Source organism: Luteimonas chenhongjianii (genome assembly GCF_002327105.1).
GTDB lineage: Bacteria > Pseudomonadota > Gammaproteobacteria > Xanthomonadales > Xanthomonadaceae > Luteimonas > Luteimonas chenhongjianii.
Genome location: NZ_CP023406.1, coordinates 2059777 through 2082904, shown reverse-complemented (window position 1 = coordinate 2082904; position 23128 = coordinate 2059777). Strand labels below are relative to the sequence as shown.

Sequence of the window (23128 nt, the reverse complement as noted above, 5' to 3'; positions counted from 1 at the left end):
CCTCCGCGCGTGAGCAGGCGCAGATCGACTGGCGCGTGCGCAATGCACTGTTGCCGTGCCGCCACGCGCGTGATGACCTGACCGCCACATCAATCTGCCTACACTGACCGCCTCGACGCGGTAACCCGCATCGACCGGGCGTCGCGCCAGATCAATGGATTTTCGGCGCACCACGCATGCCAGACACCGGCCGATCCGATCACCGCCAGCAACCCGCGACAGGAGCTTCCGCATGACCGATTCCTTCACCACGCGTGCCGACCTCGATGTCGGCGGCCGTCGTTACGCCTATGCCAGCCTCCCTGCGCTGGGCAAGCGGTTCGACATCACCCGCCTGCCCTACTCGATGAAGATCCTGCTCGAGAACCTGCTCCGCCACGAGGACGGCGAGACCGTCACCGCGCAGCACATCGAAGCCGTGGCGAAGTGGGACCCGAGCCACGACTCCAACACCGAGATCGCGTTCATGCCCGCGCGCGTGGTGCTGCAGGACTTCACCGGTGTGCCCTGCGTGGTGGACCTCGCCGCGATGCGCGATGCGGTCGTGCGCCTTGGCGGGCGCCCGGAGCAGATCAACCCGCTGATCCCGTCGGAGCTGGTGATCGACCATTCGGTCCAGGTCGACGTGTTCGGCCGTCCCGATGCGCTCGACCTCAACGGCAAGATCGAGTTCCAGCGGAACATGGAGCGTTACGGTTTCCTGCGCTGGGGGCAGAAGGCCTTCGACAACTTCAAGGTCGTCCCGCCCAATACCGGCATCGTCCACCAGGTGAACCTCGAGCACCTCGCCCGTGTGGTGATGACCGCCGAGCGCGAGGACGGCAGCACCTGGGCCTATCCCGACACCGTGTTCGGGACCGACTCGCACACCACGATGATCAACGGCATCGGCGTGCTGGGCTGGGGCGTAGGCGGCATCGAGGCCGAGGCCGCGATGCTCGGCCAGCCCTCGTCGATGCTGATCCCGCAGGTGGTGGGCTTCAAGCTCACGGGCCGCCTGCCCGAAGGCGCGACTGCCACCGATCTGGTGCTGACCGTCACCGAGATGCTGCGCAAGCATGGCGTGGTCGGCAAGTTCGTCGAGTTCTTCGGCGAAGGTCTGCAGCACCTGCCGCTGGCCGACCGCGCGACGATCGGCAACATGGCGCCCGAATACGGCGCGACATGCGGCATCTTCCCGATCGACCAGGAATCGCTGAATTACCTGCGCCTGTCAGGCCGCAGCGAAGAGCAGATCGCGCTCGTCGAGGCCTACGCCAGGGCGCAACAGCTTTGGCACGAGCCCGGCATGCCCGAAGCGGAGTACAGCAGCGTGCTGGAACTCGACATGGGTGAGGTGCGCCCCTCGCTGGCCGGCCCGAAGCGGCCGCAGGACCGGGTGCTGCTGGAAAACATGCAGCGGAACTTCCGTGACAACGTCGGTGCGCTGGTTGCACGCCGCGACGCCGCCCGCGATCCGCAGATCGACCGCTTCGTGAAGGAAGGCGGCGGCCAGCCGCAGGCCGAGCGCCTGGCCGCCCGGCCGGTCTCCACCATCACGCTCGAAGAAGCCGAGCACGAGCTCACCGACGGCTCGGTGGTCATCGCTGCGATCACCTCGTGCACCAACACCTCCAACCCGGCGGTAATGCTCGGCGCCGGCCTGCTGGCGCGCAATGCCGCGGCCAGGGGACTGAAGGCCGCGCCATGGGTCAAGACCTCGCTCGGGCCGGGTTCGCTGGTGGTCACCGACTACCTCAAGAAGGCCGGGGTGATGGACGACCTCGAGAAGCTCGGCTTCTACGTCGTCGGTTACGGCTGCACCACCTGCATCGGCAATTCGGGCCCCTTGCCGGAAGCCGTGTCCAAGGGCATCGCCGAGAACGATCTCGCAGTGGCGTCGGTGCTCTCGGGCAACCGCAATTTCGAGGGCCGGATCCACGGCGAGGTGAAGATGAACTATCTCGCCTCGCCGCCGCTGGTCGTGGCCTACGCCATTGCCGGCACCGTCGACATCGATCTGACCCACGATCCGCTGGGCAAGGACCCGGACGGCAAACCGGTGTATCTGCGCGACATCTGGCCTTCGAACACGGAAATCGGCGACTTCATCGCCAGGACGATCGGTCCGGAGATGTTCGCCAAGAACTATGCCGACGTGTTCAAGGGCGATGCCCGCTGGAACGCGGTCGATTCGCCCGACGGCGAGCTCTACGAGTGGGATGCCGCCTCGACCTACATCAAGAACCCGCCCTACTTCGATGGCATGACCATGGAGGTCGGCACCATCGACGACATCCACGGCGCGCGCGTGATGGGGCTCTTCGGGGATTCGATCACTACCGATCACATCTCGCCGGCGGGAAACATCAAGCAGGATTCGCCCGCGGGACGCTTCCTGCAGGAACGCGGCGTGCAGCCGGCGGATTTCAACAGCTACGGCTCACGCCGCGGCAACGACGATGTCATGGTGCGCGGTACGTTCGCCAACATCCGCATCAAGAACCTGTTCTTCGGCGGCGAGGAAGGCGGCAACACGCTGTACTTCGGCGCCGGCGCCGAACCGCAGAAAATGCCCATCTACGACGCCGCGATGAGGTACAAGGCCGACGGCGTGCCGCTGGTGGTGTTCGCGGGCAAGGAATACGGCACCGGCTCCTCGCGCGACTGGGCGGCCAAGGGCACCAACCTGCTCGGCATCAAGGCGGTCATCGCCGAGAGCTTCGAACGCATCCACCGTTCGAACCTGGTGGGCATGGGCGTGCTGCCCTGCCGCTTCCGCGAAGGCCAGAATGCACAGAGTCTCGGCCTCGACGGCTCGGAGACGATCGACATCACCGGTCTCGACAACGGCAACGCCCGGCGTGCGCAGATCGTCGCCACCAGGGCCGACGGCACCGAGATCCGCTTCGAGGTCGACGTGCTGCTGCTGACGCCCAAGGAGGTCGAATACTTCCGGCATGGCGGCCTGTTGCATTACGTGCTGCGGCAGCTGGCGGCGAAGAAGTAGGCAAGGCCGCGAGCACAGCGGCGGACGGCCCGGTGCGCGCGCCGGGCGTCCGGCGACCGCGTGGTTTCGCCGCGCGATCGATGCCGCCGCACCGGTCATGGCCCTCTGAGAGATGTGCTGCGGCCGCGGCGGTCACGGGTGAGCGGTCCAGAGGATCCAACCACCCGGCAAGAAGACGGCCCGCACATGGCGGGCCGTTTCCTTGTCCAGCTGCGCCCCGGGCGCCACTTGAACGCCGCGTAGGCGGCACGGGGGCGGTCAGGTGCCCGGACACCGCGGCAAACTGTCGCCCGCACTGCACTCGACGCAGCACGGCGCCGGCTGCGGGCCTGGCGTAGCCGGCATCGGCGACGGCACCCCATACAGTCCCATCGATGGCACCAATCCCGCGAGCTCGCCCGCGGGCCGCAACTGCAGCAACACCGCCCAGTCCTGGCGGTTGGCATTACAGAAGACCAGTGCATCGGGACTGCACGATGGATCGTCGAGTGCGCGTTGCGCGAGACCCGCGAACTGCCCCCCCGCGGTCAGCGGCAACAGCCGCATGCTCACCGCGTCGAGGACGTTGCCACCGATCAGCTGCGCCTGCCCGTTCCCGGCCCCGACCACGATGTCGCAATGCATGCCGAGTCCACCGTCATCGCTGCTGAGCAGCTGCGCCAGCCCGCGAAAGCCGAAGATGCGGTCCGCGTGCCGCACGTAACAGAGCATGTCGCCGCGCGCCGGTCGCGCTGTCACCGGATGGGCGACGCGATAGGCGCTGGTTTCGGGATTGCGAAAGGCCTCGCGCACGTAGTCGATGTGGCTTGGCGAGCCGCGGAACCCGGGCAGCATTGCGCGGCGCGCCACCCAGGACACGAACGCTGCCGACCACGGCACGTCCATCAGGAAGCTGCGGCAGCCGGCGGAGGGCTGATCGCTGTACGACGCGTACATGCAATCGACAGCGCCGGGGCGCTGCATCAACTGGGAGAGCTGATCGGTGCCGCGCCAGTAGCCGGCGACACGGCGCCAGGCCTGCTCGCCGTTGGCCAGCGGCGTGGCATCGGCTTCGCGCACGGCCGTACCGGCGTAGCGTCCTTCGATATCGATGAAGGGGCGATACCACAGCTGGTGTTCCTCGCACGCCGCAGCCGCCAGGCGGGTCGCCGGATCCGTGGCATGGATCTGTTCACGCAGCCAGGGGCAGGGATCGGTCGCGAGCGCGGCGAGCGGCGCGGCCAACAGCAGGAAGGCAAGCAACAACAATCGACTCATGGAGCGCATCGGGTGCATCCGTTCCGCGCGGGCTGGCGCGGCCGCGAGCATCCTGCCCCAGCCCCATGTGAAGGCCGGGTCCGTGTCTCAGCCGGCACAGAAGGCCGCATAGTCGATGTAGCCGGGAAACGCGCGACCGGGCGCGCAGACCGGGCAGTCGGGATCGGGCGACAGCCGTGTTTCGCGGAACCGCATCTGCAGCGCGTCGAACTGCAGCAGGCGCCCGGTCAGGGGCGCGCCGATGCCGAGCAACAGCTTCAGCGCCTCGGTGGCCTGCAGCAGGCCGATCACGCCCGGCAGTACGCCGAGCACGCCGACCTCCGAGCAGCTGGGCGCGGCTCCCGGCGGCGGCGGCTCGGGGAACAGACAGCGGTAGCAGGGCGCCTCGCCACGATAGCGGCCGGCATCGAACACGCTGACCTGGCCGTCGAAGCGGTGTACGGCGCCGTAGACCAGCGGCACGCGGTGCAGCACGCAGGCATCGTTGAGCAGATAGCGCACCGGGAAGTTGTCGGCGCCGTCCAGCACGAGGTCCACTCCATGGAGCAGGCGCTCGACGTTCGCGCTGGTCACCCGCTCGGCCACCGGCTCGATGCGCGTGCGTGGATTCAATGCGCCGAGCGTCGTGGCTGCCGACTGCACCTTGGGCTGGCCGATCCGGTCTTCGGCATGCAGGATCTGCCGTTGCAGGTTGCTGCGGTCGACCACGTCGTCGTCGGCGATCCGCAGGGTGCCGACGCCGGCCGCGGCGAGGTAGTACGCCGCCGGCGAGCCGAGGCCGCCGGCGCCGATCATCAGCACCGACGCTTCGCCCAGTCGCCGCTGCCCCGCCAGACCGATCTCCGGCAATTTCAGGTGCCGCGAGTAGCGCTCGTGGAAGTCGAGGTCCACGTCGCCCTCGGGCAGTACCGTCGGCAGGCCGTCGGCCTGCCAGGCGCTTGTCCCGCCCGCGACGGACGCGACGTCCGCATAGCCCAGCGCCGCCAGGGTTTCCGCAGCCTGCAGCGAGCGACGCCCGCTCTGGCAGATCAACAGCAGCGGCGCCTGCAGATCCGGGGCATGCGCCAACGGCGCGGCTTCCAGAGTGCTGCGGTCGACGCCTTCGGCGCCCTCGGCCATGCCCGTCGCCCGCTCGTGCGCCTCGCGCACATCGATCAGGCGCACGCCCTGCTGCTGGCGTTGCCGGGCCTGCGCCGGCGTGAGTTCTTGGACGGACATGCCGCGATTATCGCGCAGACGGCGGCCCTGGCGGCCGCCCGGCGGTGTGCCTAGTACTGCAGGACCTCGACTACCGTGCCGGCGTCGTAGTCGCGCGCACCGGCGTCGAGCACGATCAGCACGTCCGAGTCGGCGGCCGCCTGCATCCGGTGCGACCCGTCGGCAGGGTTGGGCTCGACCCGGGAAACGCCTTCCTCATCGATCCACCAGCGTCCGCGCAGCAGTTCCAGGCGCTCGTGGCGCTTGGACCAGTCCGACGCGAGGCGCGCCCGTCGGAGCGGACGCGGCGCCCTGCCCTGCAGGCCGTCCACGAGGCGACGGCCGAGCGCGAGCCAGGTCGCCAGTACCGACACCGGATTGCCGGGCAGGCACAGGAACAGGGCCGGTCCGAGCGTGCCGCCTTCCGCCAGCAGCACGGGCATGCCCGGCTTCATCATGACTTTCCACATCCGCACCCGACCGCGGCGTTGCAGCAGTTCGGGCAGCAGATCCTTCTCGCCCGCCGACACGCCGCCGCAGGTCAGCACCAGGTCGAAGGCTTCTCCGGCGTGGCGCAGCGCGGAGGTGACCTGCGCAGCGTCATCGGGCAGGGTCGGGAACGCGACCGGCTCCAGACCTTCGGCGCGCAGCAACGCCATCAGCTGATCGCGGTTCGAGTTGTAGATCTGCCCGGGACCGAGCGACATGCCCGGCTCGACGAGCTCGTCGCCGGTCGCGAACACCGCGATCGTCGGCCGCCGCACGACCTCGAGCTGGGCCAGTCCCTGCGAGGCGGCCAGGCCGATCCGCGTGGGGGTCAGCACATCGCCCGCGCGCAGCAGCAGATCGCCGATGTTCGAGTCCTCGCCGGCACGGCGCACATGCTGCCCGGGCCTCGGTACGACCTGCACGATGACCGTGTCGCCCTCGAGCGAGGTGTTCTCCTTCATCACCACGGTATCGGCACCGGATGGCATCGGCGCGCCAGTGGTGACGCGCACGCATGTACCCGCCTCCACCACGAGCGCCGCATCGGGTCCAGCGAACTGCTCGCCGGCCAGGCGCAGCCGCGTCGGCGCGCCCTCGGGCGAAAGATCCTCATGCCGCAGCGCGAAGCCGTCCATCGCCGAGTTGTCGAACGGGGGCTGGGCCATCGTGGCGATCACGTCGCGCGCCAGCACGTGTCCATGCGCGCGCGACAGGGACAGCGTCTGCGGCTGCAGCCGGCGCTCGACCGCCACCGCGTCGACGATCGAGACCGCTTCTCCAAAACTGATCCGGAACGGGAAATCGACCGTCGGAACGTCAGTCGGGGGCGATACCGGCATCATCGAGATCCTGGGGCGTGTTGAGGTTGCCGAAGCGTACACCGTGGAAATCCACGCGCTTCATGCCGAGCGCCTGCTGCAGATTGCGCACCGCATGATCGCCGGATGCGAGCGCGTGCCCTGCACCTGCGCGCAGCGCGACCACATTCCACAACGCGACCAGCGGCTGCACACCGTCGGCATCGCAGGCGAAGGCGCCGTGCGTGCCGGCGTGATGCATCAGCGTGCGCAGCAGGCAGTCGTTGACCTCGATCATGTCCACCGGCAGCGTCATCAGCCATGGCGTGCCCGCGGCGCCGGCCAGCGCATCGAGCCCGGACATCGGTCCGGCATCGGCGATCCGGTCCGGCACTGCGTCGAGCCCGTGCGCGGCATAGCGCGGCAGGTCGCGGTTTGCGCTGACGAGGAAGGCACCACCCTGCGCGGCGAGCCGGCGCTGCCAGCGCAGGATCTGCGGCACCCCGCCACGCTGCAGCCAGGCCTTGTCACGTCCGTCCAGGCGCGAGGCACGGCCACCGGCAAGGATGCCGATGGTGACCTCGGGAAATACCGGTGCGAGCGGCGGCGACGTCATCGCGGCCGAATGCCCCGAGCCCGCCTCACTTGCGCTTGACGTGGCGGATCAGCCGCTTCTTCTTCGCCAACTGGCGATCCGTCAGAACGTTCTTCTTGTCCTTGAACGGATTGTCGCCTTCGCGGAACAGCAGGCGCACCGGCGTGCCGACGAGCTTGAAACGCTTGCGGAAGAAGTTCTCCAGATAGCGCTTGTAGCTGTCGGGCAGCGTACGCAGGCGGTTGCCATGCACGATGATCGTCGGCGGATTCTCGCCGCCCGGATGCGCGAAACGCATCTTCGGCGCATGGCCGCGCACGACCGGCGGCGGATTCGTTTCGTAGGCGATCTCGATCGCCTTGGTGACCTCGGCGGTGCCGAACTTGTAGTTGGCCGACGCGTGCGCGCGGTGGATCGCCTGGAACAGCTCGCGCAGGCCCGAGCCGTGCTTGGCACTGATGCGGATCGTCTCGGCCCACGGCACGAAGGCCAGCTTGCGCGAGAGCAGCGCCTCGGTCTGTTCGCGCTGGTAATCGCTCAGGCCGTCCCACTTGTTCACCGCGACCACGAGCGCGCGGCCGGAATCGAGCACCGCGCCGAGCACGCTGGCATCCTGGTCGGTGACGCCCTCGCTGGCATCGATCATCACCACCGACACCTGCGAGTGCTCGATCGCCTGCAGGGTCTTGATGATCGAGAACGTCTCCACCGCCTCGTCGACCTTCGACTTGCGGCGGATGCCGGCGGTATCGACCAGACGGTACTTGCGTCCGTCGCGCTCGAGATCGACCTCGATCGAATCGCGCGTGGTGCCGGCGACTTCCGAGGCGATCATCCGCTCCTCGCCGAGGATGCGGTTGACCAGGGTCGACTTGCCCACGTTGGGGCGACCGACGAAGGTGACGCGGATGCGGTCGGGATCGCTGTCGAGCTGCTCGGATGTGCCCACTTCCGGCAACCGTTCGAGGATCTCGTCGACCAACTCGTCGATGCCGTGCCGGTGCGAGGACGAGATCGCATGCACGTCGCTGAAGCCGTAGCGCGAGAACTCCGCCTCGGCCGCGCGCGAATCCAGGCCGTCGGTCTTGTTGATGACCAGGAAGGTGGGCTTGTCGATCTTGCGCAGCCAGCGCAGGATCTCGTCGTCGAGCGCCGAGGCGCCCTCGCGGCCGTCGACCACGAACAGCACCAGATCCGCCTCCGCAGCCGCGGCGCGCGACTGCTTCGCGGTCGGTCCGGCCAGGCCCTCGCTTTCCAGATGGACGTTCTCGCCGGCAATGCCGCCGGTGTCCACCAGGGCGAACGGCGCATCGGGGTTGAGCCGGCAAATGCCGTAGTGGCGGTCACGCGTGACCCCCGGCTCATCATGGACGAGCGCGTCCCGGGTACGGGTCAGCGCGTTGAACAGCGTCGACTTGCCGACGTTGGGGCGGCCCACGAGGGCGACGAGGGGAAGCATGCGGCGTGTTCCGTTCGAATGGGGCTGGAAAAGCGTGCGCCCGGGCGGGCCCAGAAGCACACGGCCCCGGGCAGATGGCTGCCCGGGGCCGTCATTGTCGCATCTGCGGCTGGCTTACTGGGCCAGACGCCAGGCAGTGACGTCGCCGTCGGTGTTCTGGACGACCAGGATGCCGTCGGAGACGACCGGCGCGCCGCGGATGGGATCACGACCGGCGCGCTGACGCGCGGCAAAACTACCGTCATCCAGGCGCAACCAGTGCAGGTATCCGTCGAAATCGCCGACTACCACATAGTCGCCCTGGATCGCCGCACCGCTGAGATTGCGACGCGCCAGTGCAGGCTGCTGCCACGCGGCGGTGCCGCTGTACTTGTCGAGGCCCCACACCGTGCCGTTGGCATCGGTCACCACCAGCCGCTGGGGCGCCAGCGCCGGGCGATTGGAACCGCCGTGCTCGCTGACCCAAAGCGGGCGGCCGCTGGGGCCTTCCAGCGCCATCGTGCGGTGCCGGTAGCTGCTGGCGAACAGCACGGCGTCGTCGAGCACCGGGGTGCCATCGACGTCGGACATGCGCTCGAGTTCAGTGCGGCCGTCGGGCTGCGCGATGGCCTGCTCCCACAGGACGCGACCATCGGCCAGCGACAACGCGGTCAGCGTGCCGTCGTCGTTGCCGACGAAGACGAAGCCCGGCCCGAGCGCAGGCGCGTCGTTGCCACGCACGCTCAGCGACGGCAGTTCACGCACCCAGAACCAGCGACGCTCACCGGTGGCGGCGTCGAATGCGGTGATGCGCCCGTCGTTGGAGCGCACCAGCACCACGCCCTGGCCGATCGTCGGCGCGGCAATGACCTCGTTGTTGACCTTCGCGGTCCAGCGCTCTGCGCCGGTAGCGGCATCGAGCGCAACCACTTCGCCGTCCAGGCTGCCGGCCACGACCAGGCCGTCGCCCACGCCCGGTCCGCCGCTCAGGCGCAGGTCGGAGGGGTACTGCCAGACCGATGCGCCGGTCTGCAGGTCAAGCGCGCGCACGCCGCCCTTGATCGCCGCGACGTAGACGCGCCCATCGGCGATCGCCGGTCCCTGGCGTACGCCCAGACGGCCCTCGCCCTTGCCCGCGTTCGCCGACCACAGCCGCGACACGGTGACCGACGGGGTGATATCGGTCAGCGGTGCAGGCTCCGACAGGGCCTTGGCCTGGGCCTTCTCGCTGTTCCCGAACCAGCCGCGCACGGTGCTGCAACCGGTCACGGTCATCACGCAGAGCGCGATCGCCGCGATCCGCGCAAGGCGGGCCGGGGCGCGGGGGAATGCGTCGCGCGCGATCTGTTCGATCATCAGGATTCAACCTCGGGTTCGTCCGGCGTACCGCCGACTTCGGAAAGCTTGAGCTCGAGCAGCCCACGCTGGGGGGCGGCGCTGTCGAGCTCGCGCAGAGCCTGCGCGTAGTCCGCGCGGGCCTGTTCGGTTTGATGGAGGGCGAAATGGGCATCGCCCCGGGCTTCCAGCGAGACCGCGTCGCTGGCACCGGCGAGCAGCTTGAGCGCATCTTCCCCGCGACCGGCATCGATCAGCAGGCGCGCCAGGCGCTGCTGCACCACTGCCGCCACGCCGGGCTGGGCGCCATCGGCCACTTCGAGCGTCGCGATCGCAGCATCGCGATCACCCTTCTCGACCTGCGCCTTCGCCAGCTGCAATGCGCCCAGTTCGCTGTATGCGCTGTCCGGCAGCCCGGCAAGCGTCTGCGATGCCTTGTCGAGATCGCCCGAACGGATGTCCAGCAGCGTGCTCTGGTAGGCCGCATGCTGGGCCACGGCCGCGGCATGGGCCCTGTCCTGCCAGTAGTGATAACCGCCGAACAGCGCGGCTCCGACCACGACGCCGCCTACCAGTCCCAGACCGTTGTCGCGAAGCCAGGCCTTGACCCGCTCCCCCTGTTCGCGCTCGTCCAGCAACTCGTCAATCGCCATATGGTCTCTACGCCCGCCTTGGAAGGCGGGTCAAACTGAGGAAAGAATGATCGCGGGACCACGCATCGAAGCGGTGGTCCCGAACGCGGAGGCAGCCGGTCCGGATTACTCAGACACAGGCGCCAGCGCGCCGTCGGAGGATACCGCAAAGCGCGCCACGTTGGCCCGCTGGAACCGGGACAGATCCTGAACGTTCCCGTCATGCAACACGTCAACGGCGCTGGCGTTGCCCAGCTTGACGCGGGCTACCGAGCCGACGGCGAAGCGCCGCTCCTGGCCCGCCCGGACAAGCGTCTGTTCGAGCTGCGTGCCATCGTGGCCGATGACCTCGAGCCAGCTGTCGCCGCTGAAACGCAGCAGCAGCTCCGACCCTGCCGTGGGCCCGGCCTCTTCGGGGGCCGGCTCGGCGCGATTGCGCTTGGGCATCGCACCGAGCGATGCGGTCACCGGCGTCGGGCGCACGGAACGCTGCGCCTGCCCGACCTCGGCGTCCCCGAGCCCGAGCGAAGCGATCTCGGCCGGGCGGCGGTCGTCGACATGGGTCCGCGTGGCCACCCAGACCGGCACCGCGATCAACGCGGTGATCACGACATAAACCGCGCGACCCATGGCCTTGTCAAGCATGCGCTGCATCGGCGGAGTGTAGGTACGCGGGGTCAGCGCCGGCGGCTCGGCGGACACCGCATCAGGCACGGTATCGGCGAGTGACTGCGGCATCTGCAGCAGGCGCAGGTAGCTGCGCAGCTGGCCCCGCACGAAGACCGGCGCGCCCAGCCGCGCCCAGTTCCCGGCTTCCAGCGCCTCGACCACCCGGATCTGCATGCGCAGGCGGGTCGCGGCCTCCGCGACCGTCAGGCCCGCCTCCATGCGCGCATCGCGCAGCTGCTCTCCGACCCCAGGCGATGACGCTGGCAAGGTCTGGTGCGAAGAACTCATGGCGGATTCGTTTCCCTGGTCTGGAGGTACGGCGCGGCCGGGAAATCGTCCCGGAGGCGTCGCTGGTAACGTTCGGCGGCCCCTGAATCGCCGAGGGCGGTCTCGATGCGAGCCGCCAGCTGCAATGCTGCCGCAGTTGCAGGTGCCGCGGCAAGCAGTCGTTGCGAAAAAGCTCGCGCCTCGAAATGACGCTGCCCCGCTTCGAGATACCGGGCCATCCCATCGAGCGCGACCACGTTGACCGGATCGACCTCAAGTGCGGCGCGCAGATCGCGCTCGACGCGGTCGAGGTCACCTGCGGTCATCGCGCAGACGCCGGCATTTGCCAGCGCACCCGACGGGTCGCCATAGCCGGGATCCCGCACCGCCGTGTCGAAATACGACAGCGCCTCGGCGGCCCGGCCGTTGCTGCAGAGCCAGACGCCATAGTTGTTCAGATAGGCGCCGCGAACAGGTTGGCTCTCGGCCGCGGCCCGATAGTGGCTGCCCGCCTTCGCGCCCTGCCCCTGTCGATCCTCGATCACCGCCAGCAGCGTATGCGCATCCGCCGCCACCGCTTCGCTGCGCAGCGCTGCGCGGGCCGATGACGCCGCGGTCTTCAGATCCCCAGTGTCGTACGCGCGCCGCGCAAGGGCGAGCTCGTTGCGGGCCGCCTCATTGCGGCGCGACTCGGGGGTACCGCTGATGTTGTAGGTGCGTGCTTCGGAGCGGTAGTCGCCCTTGCCACTGGGCTTGACGAAGTCGAGGCGCGAACAGCCGGCCGTGGCCAGCACGCAGAGGGCGAGCAGGACTGCCTCAGGCAGCCGCGTCGGCACCGGAACCGCCCTGCGCGTCGAGGCGCTTGAGATGCTCGGCCTGGCGCCGCGTCCGATCGGCCACCTGGCCCTTGAGCTGTCCGCAGGCCGCATCGATGTCGTCGCCGCGGGTACGACGTACCGGCGCGATCCGGCCCGATTCGTTGAGCAGCTTCTGGAAGCGGCGGATCGCCGCGTCGTCGGGACGCGCGAACCGCGTACCCGGGAACGGGTTGAACGGAATCAGGTTGACCTTCGCCGCGTCCTTCATCTGCAGGCGGTTGTCGAAGTCACGCATCAGCCGCACCAGATCGCGCGCGTGCTGCGGCTGGTCGTTGACGTCCTTCATCAGCGTGTATTCGAAGGTCACCGACGCGCCACGCTTGCGTTCGGCGTAGCGCACGCACGACTCCATCAGTTGGGCGATCGGGTACTTCTTGTTGAGCGGTACAAGCTCGGTGCGCAGCGCGTCGGTCGGCGCGTGCAGCGAAACCGCCAGCGACACGTCGCTGACTTCCCCCAGCTTGTCGATCATCGGCACCACGCCGGCGGTCGACAGCGTGACCCGCTTGTTCGCCAGCCCGTAGCCGAGGTCGTCACGCATGATGCTCATCGCGCGCACGACGTTGTCGAAATTCATCAGCGGCTCGCCCATGCCCATCATCACGACATTGGTGAGCTTGCGCTGCTTGTGCGGAATATTGCCCAGGTGCCGCGCCGCCACCCAGACCTGGCCGATGATCTCGGCGGTCGACAGGTTGCGGTTGAAGCCCTGGGTCGCGGTGGAACAGAACTGGCAGTTGAGCGCGCAGCCCACCTGCGACGACACGCACAGCGTGCCGCGTCCCTTGTCGGGAATGAAGACGGTTTCGATGGCGTTCTTGCCGTCCATCGCCAGCAGCCACTTATGGGTGCCGTCGGTGGAGGGCTTTTCGAACTGCACCTGCGGCACGCGGACTTCGGCATGCGCCTCGAGCTTGGCGCGCAGCGCCTTGCCCAGGTCGGTCATGTCGTTGAAGTCGGTGACGTAGCGGTGGTGGATCCACTTCATGATCTGGTGGGCGCGGAAACGCTTTTCGCCGAGGGTCTCGGCGAAAAAGCGCTCCATGCCCTCGCGGTCGAGGTCGAGCAGGTTCTGCTTGGCGACGGTGGCGTCGATGGCGACCTCGGTCACGATGGCATCCCTCAGCGGGAGACGACTTCGTCGTTCTTGAAGAAGTACGCGATCTCGGTCTGCGCGTTCTCGACCGAATCCGAGCCGTGGGCGGCGTTGGCGTCGATGGAGTCGGCGAAGTCGGCGCGGATCGTGCCCGGCGCAGCATCCTTGGGATTGGTGGCGCCCAGCAGATCGCGGTGCGCGGCAACCGCGTTCTCGCCTTCCAGCGCCTGGATCATCACCGGGCCGGAGGTCATGAACTCGACCAGCGCATTGAAGAACGGACGCTCGCGGTGCACGGCGTAGAAGCCTTCGGCCTCTTCGCGGGTCAGCTGCTTGTACTTGGCGGCCACGATCTTCAGGCCCGCCTTCTCGAAACGGGTGTAGATCTCGCCGATGACGTTCTTGGCAACGGCGTCGGGCTTGATGATGGACAGGGTGCGCTCGAGCGCCATCTGGTGTTCTCCGGAAAATGATGAGGGCCGCAGCGTGGGCAGCGGCCGGATCTGCATGGAAAAACCCGCGCTAAAACGCGGGTTTAGCCAACAAGGCTGCGGAGATTCTAACGTATCTGCCGGCACTTACCCAACCGCGCCTTCCAGACCGGTCATTGACGCGTCAGTCGCCCTGGCCCTAGGATCCAAACAAGCGTTTGATCGAGCCGATACCGACATGACGAGAACGGCCCAGTTCTCCACCAAAGACAAGATTCTCGGCGCGGCCGAGGAACTGTTCGCCACCCATGGATTCGCCGGCACATCGCTGCGCCAGGTCACCGGGCGCGCGGACGTCAATATCGCCGCGGTCAACTATCACTTCGGCAGCAAGGAAAACCTCGTCAACGAGGTGTTCCGCCGCCGCATGGACGAGATGAGCGCCCAGCGCCTGGCACAGCTCCGCCGCGCCATGGCCGATGCCCCCGGCGAGATCGAGCCGATCATCGCCGCCTTCGTCGAACCCGCGCTGGACATGGCCAGCGGCCGCGCCGGCAGCGGCGCCTTCGTCCGGGTGATCGCGCGGGCCTATGTCGAGAAGAACGACGCGCTGCGCAAGTTCCTGTCCGAGCAGTACGGCCATGTGCCACGGGAGTTCGCGGCGGCGCTTGCGGGCTGCCTCCCCGGGCTCGGCAAGGCCGAGCTCTATGGTCGCCTCGACTTCCTCGCCGGCGCACTGACCTATGCAATGGCCGATTTCGGACTCATCAAACGCCCACCAGGCACCACCGAACACGCGCACCGCACCCGCATCGCCAACGAGCTCATCGCGTTCGCGGCCGCGGGATTTCGCGCCTGACTGTCAGTCCGGCCACGCCGGATTTCTTTCGAAACAAAGGGATGGAGCAAATGTCTGAGAAACTGCTTGTACGCCGTGCTGCGGTCCTCGGGGCCGGTGTCATGGGCGCCCAGATCGCCGCGCATCTGACCAACGCGGGCATCGACACGGTGCTGTTCGACCTGCCGGCCAAGGACGGCGACAAGGATGGCGTGGTCCGCAAGGCGCTGGCGAACCTGTCCAAGCTCAGCCCCGCCCCGCTCGCCGCGAAGTCGCTGGCCGACAGGATCGTCCCGGCGAATTACGAAACCGGCCTGGCGGAACTCGAAAGCTGCGACCTGATCATCGAGGCGATCGCCGAGCGGATGGACTGGAAGCAGGACCTCTACCGCAAGATCGCGCCGCACGTGCCGGCACATGCCGTGCTGGCCAGCAATACGTCAGGCTTGGGAATCAATGCATTGGCGGATGTTCTTCCTGAAGAACTGCGCCATCGCTTCTGCGGCGTGCATTTCTTCAATCCGCCGCGCTACATGCATCTGGCCGAATTGATCCCGGCCCATACCACCGACAAGGCGGTGCTGGAAGGCCTCGAGACCTTCCTGACCACCCAGCTCGGCAAGGGCGTCGTCTACGCCATGGACACCCCCAACTTCATCGGCAACCGGATCGGGGTGTTCTCGATCCTCTCGACGATCCACCACACGCAGGAGTCGGGCCTCGGCTTCGATGAGGTCGATGCGCTGACCGGCCCCCTGCTCGGCCGCCCGAAGTCGGCGACCTACCGGACCTCGGACGTGGTCGGCCTGGATACGATGGCGCATGTCATCAAGACGATGGCCGATACGCTGCCGCAGGACCCCTGGCACCCGTATTTCGCCGCGCCCAGGTGGCTGACTGCGCTGATCGACAAGGGCGCGCTCGGCCAGAAGACCGGCGCCGGCATCTTCCGCAAGGCCGGCAAGGACATCCTGGTCATTGATCTGGAGAAGCAGGACTACCGCCCCTCCGACCGCAAGGCCGCCGACGAGGTCGTCGAGATCCTCAAGACCCGGGATCCGGCCGAGCGCATGGCGAAGCTGCGCGCAAGCGGGCACCCGCAGGCGCAGTTCGTCTGGGCGATCCTGCGCGACCTGTTCCACTACAGCGCCGTGCACCTGGAGGAGATCGCCGAGACCGCCCGCGACGTCGACTTCGCGATCCGCTGGGGCTACGGCTGGCAGCAGGGCCCGTTCGAACTGTGGCAGGCCGCGGGCTGGAAGCAGGTCGCCGACTGGATCGCCGAGGACATCATCGCCGGCAAGACCATGAGCAGCGCGCCACTGCCCGACTGGGTGTTCGACGGCCGCGAGGGCGTGCACGCCGCCGAGGGCAGCTACAGCCCGGCCAAGAACGCCAAGCTGCCGCGCTCGGCCCTGCCGGTCTATCGCCGCCAGCGCTTCCCGGATCCGCTGCTCGGCGAGCGCTTCGACCAGGGCGAGACGGTCTACGAGAACGACGGCGTCCGGCTGTGGACCGATGGCGACGATATCGGCGTGATCAGCTTCAAGACCAAGATGCATACGGTGTCCGACCATGTGCTCGACGGCATCCAGGAAGCGATCGGCATCAGTGAGCGCAAGTTCAAGGGCGTGGTGATCTGGCAGCCGAAGGAGCCCTTCTCCGCCGGCGCCGACCTCGCCGGTGCGCTGGGCCTGCTGCAGGCCGGCAAGGTCGACGCGTTCGAGGCGATGGTCGAGAACTTCCAGGCGACCAGCCAGCGCATCAAGTACTCGCTGGTGCCGGTGGTCGCGGCCGTGCGCGGCCTGGCACTGGGTGGCGGCTGCGAGTTCCAGATGCACAGCGCGCGTACCGTCGCGCATCTCGAGAGCTACATCGGTCTGGTCGAGGCCGGCGTCGGCCTGCTCCCGGCGGGCGGTGGCCTGAAGGAACTGGCGGTGCGTGCGTCGGAAGCCGCGGGCCCTGGCGGGGATGTGTTCGCCGAGCTCAAGAAGACCTTCGAGACCATCGCGATGGCGAAAGTGTCCAACTCCGCGGTCAACGCCAAGGAACTCGGCCTGCTGCGCGTCGACGACATCGTGACCTTCAACGCCTACGAGCTGCTGCATGTCGCCCGTCAGCAGGCGGCCGCGCTGGCCGAGTCCGGCTATCGTCCGCCGCTGCCCGCGCGGTCCATCCGCGTGGCCGGCGACGTCGGCATCGCCACCTTCAAGATGCTCCTGGTCAACATGCTCGAGGGCCGCTTCGTCAGCGAGTACGACTACGAGATCGCCGAGCGCATCGCGACCGTGCTCTGCGGCGGCGATGTGGACCGCAACGCGGTCGTCGACGAGGACTGGCTGATCCGCCTCGAGCGCAAGCACTTCGTCGAGCTCGCGCAGCAGGACAAGACCCAGGCACGCATCGGCCACATGCTCAAGACCGGCAAGCCGCTCAGGAACTGAGGTCCGGGCGCCGCCTGCGGGCGGCGCGCGTTCCGCATCCCGAACCTCGACATCGAATTCCGGAGTTTTCCAATGACCAAGCAGATCCAGGACGCCTACATCGTCGCCGCCACCCGCACCCCGGTCGGCAAGGCGCCGAAGGGCGTATTCCGCAATACCCGTCCCGACGACATGCTCGCGCACGTGCTCAAGGCCGTCGTCGCGCAGGCGCCGGGCATCGACGTCAACCGTATCGACGACGCCGTGATCGGCTGCGCGATGCCCGAAGGCGAGCAAGGCATGAACGTGGCGCGCATCGGCGTGCTGCTGGCCGGCCTGCCCGACACCGTCGCCGCGCAGACCATCAACCGTTTCTGCTCGTCCGGCCTGCAGGCGGTCGCGCTGGCGGCGAACGAGATCCGCCTCGGCAATGCCGACCTGATGCTCGCCGGCGGCACCGAGAGCATGAGCATGGTGCCGATGATGGGCAACAAGGTCGCGCTCTCCCCGAGCGTGTTCAAGGACGACCACGTCGCCATCGCCTACGGCATGGGCATCACCGCCGAGAAGGTCGCCGAGGAATGGAAGGTCTCGCGGGAGGATCAGGATGCCTTCGCCCTCGCCTCGCACCAGAAGGCCATGGCGGCGATCCAGGCCGGCGAGTTCAAGGACGAGATCTCGCCCTACGAGATCGTCTCCCACCAGCCTGACCTGGCCGGCAACACCGTGCGGCTCAGGAAGCTGCTGGTCGACACCGACGAAGGTCCGCGCCCGGACTCGTCCATCGAGGGCCTGGCCAAGCTGCGCCCGGTGTTCCGCAACGGCCAGTTCGGCGGCAGCGTGACCGCGGGCAACAGCTCGCAGATGAGCGATGGCGCGGCAGGCATCCTGCTGGCCTCCGGGCGCGCGGTGCAGGACTACGGCCTCAAGCCGCTGGCCCGCTTCGTCAGCTTCGCCGTCGCCGGCGTGCGTCCGGAAGTGATGGGCATCGGGCCGATTGCGGCGATTCCCAAGGCGCTGGCGCAGGCCGGGCTGACCCTCGACGACATCGACTGGATCGAGCTCAACGAAGCCTTCGCGGCGCAGGCGCTGGCGGTGATCCGTGACAGCAGGCTCGACCCGGACAAGGTCAACCCGCTGGGCGGCGCGATCGCGCTGGGTCATCCACTGGGCGCGACGGGCGCCATCCGCACCGCGACCATTGTCCACGGCATGCGTCGTCGCAAGAAGCGCTACGGTCTGGTGACCATGTGCATCGGTACCGGCATGGGCGCGGCGGGCGTGATCGAGGCGCTCTGAACCCGGCAGCGCGGCGTCGCAGGCCAACATGAGCCCCGGCTGGCGCTGGGGCGAACGTTCAACGCGTCGCTCGCGATCGTTCGATCAGGCAACCTCATCGCAGCACCGTGGCAAGCATCCGGCTACGTAATGCGGACGTCTTTATCCGCATTGCGGCCCATCCGGACAGGCTTGGGATCGCAATGCACAAAAAAGCCCCGGCACTGCCGGGGCTTTTCTTGTCGACTCGCTGCAGCGTGCCGGGCAGGCTATCGCGCGCCCGACCGACTGCAGTTCATTACGACTGCAGCGGGATCACACGGATCTCGACGCGGCGATTCAGTGCACGCCCCTGTTCGGTGCTGTTGTCGGCCACCGGACGGTTCTTGCCGAAACCAACGATCTCGAAGCGCTGACGCAGCAGGCCCTGGCCGATCAGATAGTTGCCGACCGAACTGGCGCGCTGTTCCGACAGACGCTGATTGACCGCGTCGCTGCCCACGCTGTCGGTGTGACCGGAAACCTCCACCATCGTCTGGTCGTACTCGGCGAGGGTACGTGCGACGTTGTTGAGCGCCGGGTAGAACTGCGGCTTGAGATCGGCCTTGCCGAAGTCGAAGGTCACGCCGTCGGGCAGGTTGAGCTTGATGACGTCGCCCTCGCGATCAACCTGGATGCCGGTGCCCTGCGTCTGGCGACGCAGTTCCGCTTCCTGGCGATCCTGATACGCGCCGACCGCGCCACCGGCGAGACCACCGACGCCTGCCCCGACCATCGCACGCTGGCGGCGCTCGGTGGCGTCACCACCACTGAGCAGGCCGGCCACCGCGCCGATTCCGGCGCCGATCAGGGCATTGTTCCGGGTGCGGTTCGGATCGTCGGGCGACTGCGTCTGACCGGTATAGGTGGCGCAGCTGGTGAGCAGCATCGCGCCGGCGAGTGCAGTGGTAAGGCCTGCGGTATTGAGTCTACGCATTGGTGTCGGTCTCCTGGTTCCGGGCGGATGCCCGGCAATTCATCGGCGCCGAAATTAGCGTGTTCAGAATGCACGGGGAGTGACGGTAGTTTTCCCGCGAGGGCCCCCGTTCAGCCAAGCAGCGGGTATGCGGCGCTGCATCGAGAACGTGCTCGCGCCGAGACGGAACACAGCCCTTTGGGCGCGACGCCATGCTTGCGGCTGAAGCGACCCTCCGCGCGCCAACGGGCGCACTCAGCGCGAACGCTGGTAGGCGGCGAGTGCCGCCTCCCGCCCGCCGGCGAGATCCACGACCGGCGCCGACGGGTAGCCGGGCGCAACGCGCTTCAGCACATCGGGCGCGGTCCATGGGCTGAAACGCAGCGGCACCGGAATCCCGGCCAGTTCCGGCAGCCACTTGGCGATGTATGCGCCGGCGGGGTCGAACTTCTGCGCCTGGGTCACCGGATTGAAGATGCGGAAGTACGGCGCGGCGTCGGCACCGGTGCCGCCGATCCATTGCCAGCCGAGGGTGTTGTTGGCGAGGTCCGCATCCACCAGCGTGTCCCAGAACCAGCGCGCGCCTTCGCGCCAGTGGACACGCATGTGCTTGCACAGCCAGCTGCCGACGATCATGCGTACGCGGTTGTGCATCCAGCCCGTGCTCCACATCTCGCGCATGCCCGCATCGATGATCGGCACGCCGGTGCGCCCCAGATGCCACGCTTCGATCAGGGCGGAGGCGTCACGCGCCCAGGGGAAGCGCGCGAAGCGCGGATTGAAGTCCTGTTCGGGCGTATGCGGGAAGTGGTGCAGCAGGTGATGGCCGAACTCGCGCCAGCCCAGTTCGCGGATGTAGGCATCGATATCCGGCGCCGTCGCGGCGGTGCGGCCGGCCTCGATCGCGGCCACGACCCGCCAGGGCGCGATCTCGCCGAAGTGCAGATGCGGCGACAGGCGCGACGTGCCCACCCGGTCGGGCCGGTCACGACCGGCGCTGTAGCCGCGCAGCGCGCCATCGATGAAGATTTCGAGTGTCTCCGACGCGCCCGCTTCGCCCGGCTGCCACAGCGGCCAGAAGTCCGCGTCCCAGGGACGCGCCGGCCGCAGACCCAGCGCGTCCAGCGCGACGCCTGCCGGCCCGGCCTCGCTCGACGGCAGCGTTCGCGGTGCCTCCCACGGCGTCTGCAGCCGCCACTCCGACAGGGCCTTGCGCCAGAACGGGGTGAACACCTTGTATGGCCCGCCCTGCCCGGTCTGCAGCGCCCACGGCTCGAACAGCAGCGCGCCATTGTGGCTCTCGGCGCGCACGCCCGATCCACGCAACGCCGACTTGATCAACGCGTCGCGCGTCTCGATCCGCGGCTCATAGCGCCGGTTCCAGAACACTGCCTGCGCCTCGCAGGTGTCGACCAGCGATTGCAGCGTCGCCAGGCTCGGACCGTGGAACAGCCGCAGGCGGCTGCCACGGCGACGCAGTTGCGCGTCGAGGGCGGCCAGCGAACGGTGGCGCCAGGCGTTGGAGGCCGCGCCAGGCGCCCAGGTGCCTTCCTCGTCCGGCGCGTGGATGTAGACGCACACCGGCGCGAGGTCCGCGTCGAGCGCGGCGCGCAGCGCCGGGTTGTCGTCGAGCCGCAGGTCGTTGCGGAACCACACGATCGCCTGTGCCATGCGCGCTCCTGTTGCGCCCCTGCGGCGCGGCTGTGATTGGACCGCGCCGGGCCATGCGCGAGAAGGCGGCAGGCGCGACGCAGTGCCGACATGCCCCTGCGACCATGACGGAAGCTGCGGGCAGGATCGGTCACAATAACGGCCCGGCCCTCAGGCCGCGTCAGAGACCCGATTGCCGCCGTGACCGCCTCCCCCTTCCCGCTCGAACCCACACCGGCCGAGGCGCAGCGCGCGATCGCCGAGGAATTCGCGTTCTTCAGCGACTGGTCGGAACGCTACCAGTACCTGATCGATCTGGGTCGCAAGCTGCCGCCCTTCCCCGATGAACTCAGGACCGAGGCCAACCGCCTGCAGGGCTGCCAGTCCATGGTCTGGATCGTGCCGTCCGGTGATGCCGGGCGCCTGGACTTCGCCGCCGCCAGCGATTCGGCGATCGTCTCGGGGCTGATCTATCTTGCGCTGCGGGTGTATTCGGGACGCAGTGCGCGCGAGATCGTCGACACCGACGCGGACTACATCGCAGACATCGGCTTGGCCAAGCACCTGTCGCCGACCCGCAGCAACGGACTGGCGGCTTTGCTCGCGGTCATCCGCGAACGGGCCCAGACCGAACTGGCGTGAGAAGACGCTCCGACGCCGCGCCTGCCGAAAGCCGCGCGGCGCCGCTGCGCAACCCCGGATTCCGGCGCCTGCTCGGCTATCGGATCTTCACCATCCTGTCCTACCAGATCGTCGCGGTCACCGTGGGCTGGGAAATCTACGCGCGTACCGGCGACCCGTGGATGCTCGGGCTCGTGGGGCTTGCGGAAGTGCTGCCCTACTTCTGTGTGGCGCCATTCGCGGGGTATCTGGTCGACCAGTTGCCTCGCCGAAAACTCGGCATGGCCGCCGCGGCCGCACTTTCCATCACACCGCTGTTGCTGGCGATGCTGGCGCTCGGCGTCTTCGAAGGCAGCATCTGGCTGATCTATCTGCCGATCATGCTGACCGGCATGGTCCGGGCATTTCTCGGCCCGGTCTACAACGCGCTGTTCGCGCGGGTGTTGCCGCGCGATCAGTTCGTGCGCGGCGCGAGTCTCGGCAGCATCGCCTTCCAGGCCGCGGTCGTGGTCGGCCCGGCGATCGGCGGGTTCGTCGTGGGCTGGGCGGGCACCGCGGCGGCGTACCTGCTGGCCTCGGCGCTGGCCCTCGTGGTGATCGCGTTCCTCGCGCGCATGCAGGTCACCGAACCCGCACCGCAGCTGCAGCGCGCGCCGATCTTCGCCAGCATCGCCGAGGGTGGACGTTTCGTGTTCGGGCACCAGATCCTGCTGGCTGCGCTGGCGCTGGACATGTTCGCAGTGCTGTTCGGCGGTGCGATCTCGCTCGCGCCCGCCTTCATCCACGACGTCCTGCGCTACGGTCCCGAAGGCCTGGGCATCCTGCGCGGCGCGCCCGCTCTGGGGTCGGTCGCGATGGGTATCTGGCTGGCGCGCCATCCCATCCAGCGCAACGCGGGGCGCATCCTGCTGTTCGCGGTTGCGGGCTTCGGGCTGTGCATGGTCGGCTTCGGCCTGTCGACGGCGTTCTGGCTGTCGGCCTTTTTCCTGCTGCTGTCGGGCATGTGCGACGGCATCTCGGTGGTCATGCGCTCGACGATCATGCAGTTGGCGACCCCGGATCACATGCGCGGACGCGTCTCGTCGATCAACGGTCTGTTCGTCGGCTCCTCGAACGAGATCGGCGCGTTCTACATGGGTTCGATGGCGCGCCTGCTCGGGCTGGTGCCGGCGGTGGTGCTCGGTGGCTTCGTGACGATGGGGGTGGTCGCGACGACCGCCTGGCGGGCGCCCAGACTGCGGCGGCTCGACCTGCGCGATCTGCAATGAGCGCCCGCGGATCGGACAGCCAAGA

The 23128-nt window shown here is 68.2% G+C and carries 19 protein-coding genes; 6 read left to right on the top strand and 13 right to left on the bottom strand.

Annotation, left to right across the window (positions count from 1 at the left end; translation table 11 throughout):
- Positions 1–232 precede the first annotated feature (232 nt).
- A complete protein-coding gene (gene acnA / locus CNR27_RS09500; RefSeq protein ID WP_096298253.1) occupies positions 233–2989 on the top strand; it encodes an aconitate hydratase AcnA in 2757 nt (918 codons plus the stop codon).
- A gap of 258 nt (positions 2990–3247) precedes the next feature.
- Here acnA and CNR27_RS09495 read toward each other — a convergent pair whose 3' ends face one another.
- From CNR27_RS09495 to ndk, 11 genes are all read right to left on the bottom strand, one after another.
- Positions 3248–4246, bottom strand: a complete 999-nt coding sequence (locus CNR27_RS09495; protein ID WP_157745388.1) for a DUF2272 domain-containing protein — start codon at positions 4244–4246, stop codon at positions 3248–3250.
- Between the two features lie 87 nt (positions 4247–4333).
- On the bottom strand, positions 4334–5464 hold the full coding sequence (gene moeB / locus CNR27_RS09490) for a molybdopterin-synthase adenylyltransferase MoeB (RefSeq protein ID WP_096298249.1): 1131 nt from the start codon (positions 5462–5464) through the stop codon (positions 4334–4336).
- Positions 5465–5514: 50 nt separating this feature from the next.
- Complete coding sequence (locus CNR27_RS09485) at positions 5515–6771, bottom strand: molybdopterin molybdotransferase MoeA (RefSeq protein WP_096300502.1); 1257 nt, start codon at positions 6769–6771, stop codon at positions 5515–5517.
- Positions 6749–7345, bottom strand: a complete 597-nt coding sequence (gene mobA, locus CNR27_RS09480; protein ID WP_096298247.1) for a molybdenum cofactor guanylyltransferase — start codon at positions 7343–7345, stop codon at positions 6749–6751. Before mobA ends, CNR27_RS09485 begins: the two co-directional genes overlap by 23 nt.
- 25 nt (positions 7346–7370) lie before the next feature.
- Positions 7371–8783 (bottom strand): ribosome biogenesis GTPase Der, encoded by a 1413-nt coding sequence (gene der / locus CNR27_RS09475; RefSeq protein WP_096298246.1) that lies wholly within the window; start codon positions 8781–8783, stop codon positions 7371–7373.
- A gap of 114 nt (positions 8784–8897) precedes the next feature.
- Positions 8898–10118 carry an outer membrane protein assembly factor BamB gene (gene bamB / locus CNR27_RS09470; protein ID WP_096298244.1) on the bottom strand — a complete coding sequence of 407 codons (1221 nt, stop codon included), beginning with the start codon at positions 10116–10118 and terminating at the stop codon, positions 8898–8900.
- Positions 10118–10750, bottom strand: coding sequence for a YfgM family protein (locus CNR27_RS09465; RefSeq protein WP_096298242.1), 633 nt, complete (start codon positions 10748–10750; stop codon positions 10118–10120). Before CNR27_RS09465 ends, bamB begins: the two co-directional genes overlap by 1 nt.
- 105 nt (positions 10751–10855) lie before the next feature.
- Positions 10856–11686 carry a helix-turn-helix domain-containing protein gene (locus tag CNR27_RS09460; RefSeq protein ID WP_096298240.1) on the bottom strand — a complete coding sequence of 277 codons (831 nt, stop codon included), beginning with the start codon at positions 11684–11686 and terminating at the stop codon, positions 10856–10858.
- On the bottom strand, positions 11683–12501 hold the full coding sequence (pilW, locus tag CNR27_RS09455) for a type IV pilus biogenesis/stability protein PilW (protein ID WP_233580175.1): 819 nt from the start codon (positions 12499–12501) through the stop codon (positions 11683–11685). Before pilW ends, CNR27_RS09460 begins: the two co-directional genes overlap by 4 nt.
- Positions 12482–13654 carry a dual-specificity RNA methyltransferase RlmN gene (gene rlmN / locus CNR27_RS09450; protein WP_281253039.1) on the bottom strand — a complete coding sequence of 391 codons (1173 nt, stop codon included), beginning with the start codon at positions 13652–13654 and terminating at the stop codon, positions 12482–12484. Before rlmN ends, pilW begins: the two co-directional genes overlap by 20 nt.
- A gap of 11 nt (positions 13655–13665) precedes the next feature.
- Positions 13666–14091: a nucleoside-diphosphate kinase gene (gene ndk, locus CNR27_RS09445; RefSeq protein WP_096298238.1), complete on the bottom strand. Its 426-nt coding sequence runs from the start codon at positions 14089–14091 to the stop codon at positions 13666–13668.
- Positions 14092–14308: 217 nt separating this feature from the next.
- On the opposite strand from ndk, the gene CNR27_RS09440 reads away from it, so the two are divergent.
- From CNR27_RS09440 to CNR27_RS09430, 3 genes are all read left to right on the top strand, one after another.
- Positions 14309–14929: a TetR/AcrR family transcriptional regulator gene (locus tag CNR27_RS09440; protein ID WP_096298236.1), complete on the top strand. Its 621-nt coding sequence runs from the start codon at positions 14309–14311 to the stop codon at positions 14927–14929.
- 50 nt (positions 14930–14979) lie between these two features.
- On the top strand, positions 14980–17352 hold the full coding sequence (locus CNR27_RS09435) for a 3-hydroxyacyl-CoA dehydrogenase/enoyl-CoA hydratase family protein (protein ID WP_096298234.1): 2373 nt from the start codon (positions 14980–14982) through the stop codon (positions 17350–17352).
- A gap of 72 nt (positions 17353–17424) precedes the next feature.
- Positions 17425–18630: an acetyl-CoA C-acyltransferase gene (locus CNR27_RS09430; RefSeq protein WP_096298232.1), complete on the top strand. Its 1206-nt coding sequence runs from the start codon at positions 17425–17427 to the stop codon at positions 18628–18630.
- Positions 18631–18907: 277 nt separating this feature from the next.
- On the opposite strand, the gene CNR27_RS09425 is transcribed toward CNR27_RS09430, so the two are convergent.
- The gene (locus CNR27_RS09425; RefSeq protein WP_096298230.1) at positions 18908–19585 is read right to left on the bottom strand and encodes a YiaD family glycine zipper/OmpA-like lipoprotein; all 678 of its coding nucleotides are present in this window, start codon (positions 19583–19585) and stop codon (positions 18908–18910) included.
- A gap of 234 nt (positions 19586–19819) precedes the next feature.
- Positions 19820–21235 (bottom strand): cryptochrome/photolyase family protein, encoded by a 1416-nt coding sequence (locus tag CNR27_RS09420; protein ID WP_096298228.1) that lies wholly within the window; start codon positions 21233–21235, stop codon positions 19820–19822.
- A 180-nt stretch (positions 21236–21415) separates the two neighbouring features.
- Here CNR27_RS09420 and CNR27_RS09415 point away from each other — a divergent pair, with 180 nt between their 5' ends.
- Positions 21416–21856 carry a SufE family protein gene (locus CNR27_RS09415; RefSeq protein WP_096298226.1) on the top strand — a complete coding sequence of 147 codons (441 nt, stop codon included), beginning with the start codon at positions 21416–21418 and terminating at the stop codon, positions 21854–21856.
- Complete coding sequence (locus tag CNR27_RS09410) at positions 21853–23103, top strand: MFS transporter (protein WP_096298224.1); 1251 nt, start codon at positions 21853–21855, stop codon at positions 23101–23103. The genes CNR27_RS09415 and CNR27_RS09410 overlap by 4 nt, the downstream gene beginning before the upstream one ends.
- Positions 23104–23128 lie beyond the last annotated feature (25 nt).